Source organism: Oceanispirochaeta sp. (assembly GCF_027859075.1).
GTDB lineage: Bacteria > Spirochaetota > Spirochaetia > DSM-2461 > DSM-2461 > Oceanispirochaeta.
In genome coordinates this window covers 1-5,707 of the sequence record NZ_JAQIBL010000199.1, presented here as the reverse complement: position 1 = coordinate 5,707, position 5,707 = coordinate 1, and the positions used below count along the sequence as shown (strand labels likewise).

Annotated in this window: 5 protein-coding genes; all 5 read left to right on the top strand. The window is 44.8% G+C overall.

Features of this window, described 5'->3' with window-relative positions:
- The coding region (locus PF479_RS11140) for a hypothetical protein (RefSeq protein ID WP_298006345.1) at nt 1–526 on the top strand (526 nt) is incomplete at its 5' end.
- On the top strand, nt 513–1,796 hold the full coding sequence (locus tag PF479_RS11135) for an LptF/LptG family permease (protein WP_298006342.1): 1,284 nt from the start codon (nt 513–515) through the stop codon (nt 1,794–1,796). The genes PF479_RS11140 and PF479_RS11135, both read left to right, overlap by 14 nt.
- The gene (locus PF479_RS11130) at nt 1,793–2,872 is read left to right on the top strand and encodes an LptF/LptG family permease (protein WP_298006339.1); all 1,080 of its coding nucleotides are present in this window, start codon (nt 1,793–1,795) and stop codon (nt 2,870–2,872) included. Before PF479_RS11135 ends, PF479_RS11130 begins: the two co-directional genes overlap by 4 nt.
- A gap of 38 nt (nt 2,873–2,910) precedes the next feature.
- On the top strand, nt 2,911–4,026 hold the full coding sequence (gene tgt, locus PF479_RS11125) for a tRNA guanosine(34) transglycosylase Tgt (protein ID WP_298006336.1): 1,116 nt from the start codon (nt 2,911–2,913) through the stop codon (nt 4,024–4,026).
- 3 nt (nt 4,027–4,029) lie between these two features.
- On the top strand, nt 4,030–5,586 hold the full coding sequence (murJ, locus tag PF479_RS11120) for a murein biosynthesis integral membrane protein MurJ (RefSeq protein ID WP_298006333.1): 1,557 nt from the start codon (nt 4,030–4,032) through the stop codon (nt 5,584–5,586).
- The last annotated feature ends 121 nt before the right edge of the window (nt 5,587–5,707 follow it).

Genomic DNA, 5,707 nt, shown 5'->3' with positions numbered 1-5,707 from the left:
CAGAATGGACAGTCAATCGGTAATCCATCAAAATCCTCCTTTGAGGAATATTACTTTTTTAAAAGAACTCTCTATGGGCCAACTCCTGGCCGGGACAGAACTGGATGGTCTTTTTATTTTGGACAGTCATTTTCAGCCAATGCCACTGTCTGAAAATAACCGCCAGACATCGGCTGTTCGGTCAGTCCTGGGTGATTCCTCAGGCAGGATGATTGCCGGCAGTTATGGAGCTGGTCTCTTTCAGCTTGTCAGAAAGGGGGAAGAGTATGATATAGTCTTCCTAAGGACAGCGGCAAAGTGGATTACCGATGGTGTGGAGATACGTCATTACTACTGCTTTTCTACATTGGGGCAGGGACTTATTCTTTTTGACAAGGAGACTCTTCAATCCCGGTTCTTTGGGATTGAAGATGGATTGGCCGGGCTTGATATAAACGCAATGGTCTATGTTGAGCCATATCTCATATGTGCAGCACAGGGTCAGGGACTCATAAAGATACATGAACACTATTTTGAAGCACCCTAAAAGCTATAATACTCTTTATTTCTATATTGCCAGGGAGTTCTTTCTCTCTTTTTTTGTATCATTTCTGTTTTTCTTTTTTATATTTTTTATCAATCAGCTTCTCCTTCTGGCCGAGGATATTCTGGCAAAACAGGTTCCTTTCAGCTATGTGATGAGACTGATTTTTTTCTCTTTACCCTCCATCATTGCCATCTCATTTCCCTTTGCCACTCTTGTGGGGACCCTGATGACCTATGGCCGATTTTCCTCGGAGAATGAAATTCTTGCCATGAAGTGTTCAGGAATCACCTACAATAGAATTTTTTTGCCCGTGTTTATCATCGGTATTTTGTTTTCCTTTGTCTCATTTTTTGTTAACGATTATCTCCTCCCCGTTGGGACAATAAATTTTACAAGTCTTTACAGAGAAATGATATATAAAAATCCAGAGGTGGAACTGGAATCCTATTCGATCAAGTATTTTCAGGACAGCATTATCATTACCGGACACGTGGAAGGACAAGATATTGATAATTTGATTATTATTGAGAAAGATAAAGAATCTAATCGGCGCTTCATTCTGGCAGATCAGGCACAGATTAATAATTCCTATGAGGCGTCGGGAGTCTTATCCTTTGAGCTGGATCATATCCTGGATCATAAGAGCGAAAAGCGGAACCGGGGAGAATTTTTGTACTCAGAAGCGGACAAGATGATATATAATATTCTGCTCAAAGACATAACATCTTCCATCAGAAATCCAGGCCCCAGGGAAATGAGTTCCATCGATGTGTACAGGTCCATACAGGAAAAGGAAATCCGCTATAAAGAGAAAGTGGAGCAGCGGCGGATCAAGAGTCTGGCATTATTGGGAAAACTCTATGGAGACTGGGTATTGATGAATCAGCAGTCCATTCCACGGGAAGTTCAGAGTTTTCCGCCTTCCCTTGAAAGTATACGCCGGCAGTACATGGACAGTCTGGCCACTCAGGTACATGACCGCTCCCTTCAAATCTGGAAACTTGAGTTTTATCAGAAATTTTCTATTCCATTTTCCTGTCTCCCTTTTGTAATCCTGGCTTTTCCGTTAGGCCTCTATACAAAAAGAAGTGGTAAATCCGTCGGATTCGGTATCGGCCTTTTTATTACCATCCTCTATTGGGGAATGCTGGTGGCAGGCCGAACCCTGGGAATCAGGACATTTTATCCTCCCGCCCTGACCATGTGGTTCCCCAATATCCTCATCTTTGGTACCGGCTCGATTTTATATTTATTCAGGATTGGTAAATGAAAGTACTTCATAAGATGATCCTGAAAGATTTTATCCCCACCATGCTGGTGGCTCTGATTTTTTTTATCATGATACTGCAGTTGGTTGATATATTTGGAAATCTCTGGCGTTATCTCAATGCAGAAGTTCCCATGAGCGCCATTGCCCGGGTTTCATTGCTGTATACTCCCAAATGTATATCTTTCTCCCTGCCTATTGCCGTCCTCTTTTCTATCTCCTATACCCTGGGGAACTACTATGCCAAAAATGAACTGATTGCCGTTTTTGGTTCAGGATACTCCCTCTTTCAGCTGACCACACCTCTTCTGATCTGCGGAATAATCCTTAGTCTGGCAAGTTATTTTTTTGAAGACCGTCTTGTGATCCCGACTTATAAGGATAAAAACAGGCTTTCCAAGGAGATTCTGGGCCAGACTGTTTCCTACAGCAATTCAAATGTAGCCGTCCTCAGTCACACAAATACCGTGATTTACAATGCTGATTTTTACAATGACCGCAGATTGAGTCTGACAGGGCTCTCTATACTGATTCTGAACAGGGATGGAAAATTTCAGAAACGGGTCGATGCCAATTCCGCCCTGTGGGAAGACAGTATTTGGACTTTAAAGAATGTCAGAATCTTCAGTTATGATGAAAAGAAGGAGTTCATTGAAGAGGAGTATTATGCCAGCTGGACGGATCCTTTATTAGATGAGCCCCCTGGATCTTTTAAAAGAATAACCCGGGATATTGACGAGATGAACAGCCGTGAAGCCAAGGAGTGGGTCGATTCTCTGAAAAGAACAGGATTTCCCTACAAGGGTGCACTGACTGAGTATTATCAGAGGTTTTCATTTGCCCTGACACCACTGGTGGTTGCCTTATTGTCCTGCTCTCTGGGGGGAAGGTTTAAAAAAAATATCCTTCTTATGAGCCTTCTATCCAGTCTGGTGGTTTCTGTTATATATTACGTGGCGCAGATGGTTATGATTCTCCTGGCTAAACTGGGTTATATCCCTCCCTTGTACGGAGCCTGGGCAGCCTTTCTGATCTTTCTGACTTTTGGAGTATTTCTATTCAGAACTGCCAAAACCTGAGTCCATCAGGGCATAAAGTAAATAAATGAGGAGAGATTATGATCGACATTCAATATAAAGACCCATCCTGCAAGGGGCGTGGAGGCATACTGCACCTTCCCCATGGCGATGTGGAAATACCCGCCTTTATGCCTGTGGGTACAAACGGAACCGTTAAAGCCGTCAAGCATGACTCGGTGGATGATATGGGGTATACCCTGATTCTCGGCAATACCTATCACCTCTATTTAAGACCGGGTATGGATGTTATTAAGGCCGCCGGAGGCCTGCATAATTTCAGCTCCTGGAAGCATAATATACTGACCGACTCTGGTGGATTTCAGGTTTTTTCTCTGGCTCCCTTCCGGAAAATCAGGGAAGAAGGGGTTCGTTTCCGTTCCCACATCGATGGAGCCTACCATGAGTTTACCCCTGAAAAGGTGGTTGAGATTCAGGAAATCCTGGGCAGTGATGTTCAGATGGCTCTTGATATCTGCACTGAACCAGGTATTTCTCATAAAGAAGCCATCAAGGCTCTTGAAATTACCACACGATGGGCTTCCCGTGCGAAAAAGCGTTGGGAGAATTGCAGTGATGATTATGATGGAAAGCTCTTTGGAATCATTCAGGGTAACTTCTTCGAAGATTTAAGAAAGCGAAGTGCCGAAGAAATCCTTGAACTGGATACACCGGGGATTGCCATAGGGGGTCTCTCTGTGGGTGAAAGCCCTGAAATGTTCAGAGATTATCTTCATTATACGTCTCAGTTCCTTCCTGATGACAAGCCCCGTTATGTCATGGGTATCGGGACTCCCGATTATATGCTGGAAGCCGTAGAGGCCGGTATCGATATGTTTGACTGTGTCTATCCAACCAGGATTGCCAGGAATGGAACCTGTTTTTCCCTGGATGGAAATCTGGCTCTAAAAAATGAGAAATTCCGTCTGGATCAGCAGCCTATCGAACCGAGCTGTACCTGTCCAGTGTGTCAGCAGTACAGCCGTTCCTACCTCAGGCATCTATTCAAGGCCAAAGAAATACTGGGACCTATGCTGGTGACAGAGCATAATCTACATTTCCTCTATCAGTTTATGGCAGAGGTCAGGCAGTCACTGCGGGAAGGTCGTTTTCTACAGTATAAAAAATCATTCCTGGACCGATTCGGCAAGAGGTAATATTTGAAAGAAACGACTCACAGGCAGAGTTTTCTGTCCACACTGGCTGTTATGGCGGGAACACTGGGTTCCCGTATTCTTGGATTTGTCCGCATTGCCCTGATCAGTATGTATTTCGGGGCCTCGGGAGAAGCGGATATCCTCAATGCCGTATTCAACATACCCAATAACTTCAGAAAACTTCTGGCCGAAGGGGCTTTGTCATCCGCCTTCATTCCCGAACTTTCCCGGCAGATCGTGACCGATCCGGAAGGGAGTAAGGCAAAAAATCTCAGTCGGAGCATTCTGGGTTTACAGCTTCTGATTCTGATTCCCCTGTCTCTTTTAAGCATCTTTTTCCCGGAAATCATTTTGAAGGTCTTTATCCGATTTCACGAACCCTGGAAGCTGGACATGGCAGTCCGTCTTTTCAGGTGGATTTTCCACTATATTCTTCTTATCAGCATCAGTGCCGTTTTGATGGCTGTATTGAACTCTCACAATCATTTTCTGGTTCCGGCGGTATCTCCCCTGTTATTCTCAATTTCGGTCATCACCTCCATCGTGATATGGCATGACACGATGGGAATCTTTTCCATGGTGATGGGTGTTCTGGGAGGAGGGCTGGCTCAAATTCTCTGGCAGTATCCTTTTTACAGAAAAATCGGATATTCCCTCCTGCCACGGCTGCATTTCAGAGATGAGTCATTCAAACGCGTGATGAGGCAGTGGTTTCCTGTTCTCATCACGTCTTCAATTTTTTCCATCAATCAACAGGTGGCCATTCTGCTGGCCACAGGGCTGGATGAAGGGTCAACAACCGCCCTGAGCAATGCCATCGTGTTCTGGCAACTTCCTTTCGGCATATTCAGTGCCTCCATTACGACGGTTCTATTTCCTAAAATGAGTCGTCTGGCGGGAGACAAGAATTGGAAAGGTCTGTCTTCCACCCTTCAGGAGGGAATCCATATGCTGGCCGTCCTGCTGATTCCCTCTACGATTCTGCTTATGTTGTTCGGACCAGAAATGATCTCGACGGCGCTTCAGCGGGGTGAATATCAGACTGAGGATACGATCCTGGCCACACAGGTCCTCTTTGCCTATGCTCCGGGAATGTTTTTCGTGGGCTGCTATAACCTTTTTCAACGGTCCTTTTATTCTCAGGGAAATTATCAATATCCACTGAAAACTGCCCTGGCTACTGTGATTGCGGATGTCTCTTTATCTCTGCTTTTTCTGGGGCAGGGCTGGGGGGTCAGCAGTCTGGCCTGGGCCAATTCCATTGCTTTTATCGGTGGAGCCCTCATCCTTCTCAGAGGCGGTCTGAAAGACTGTATTCGATTTGATATAAAAAGACTGAACAGCCAAATCATCAGAATCCTGGGCGCCCAAATTCCAATGATTCTGACGATTCTGTTCTTCAAAAAAATTATCCCGGTTTCCAGGTTCTACGAAGGTAGCAGCTGGAGCAATTTTGGTTTCCTGGCATTGGAGGGAATCTCTTCTCTGGCAGTACTCTTCTTTTTTTACAGTTTAATGAAACTGGATGTAATGACGATTCTTAAAAGAAGAGGGAAATAATATGCGAGTGGTCCTGATTTTTTTGATGATCCTGTTTCTAGAGCCCCTGTATTCTCAGGAAATCTTTGCGGATGATACCGCCAAAGTAGAGGGGGCATCGGAAGCACAGCAAAAAATAGAA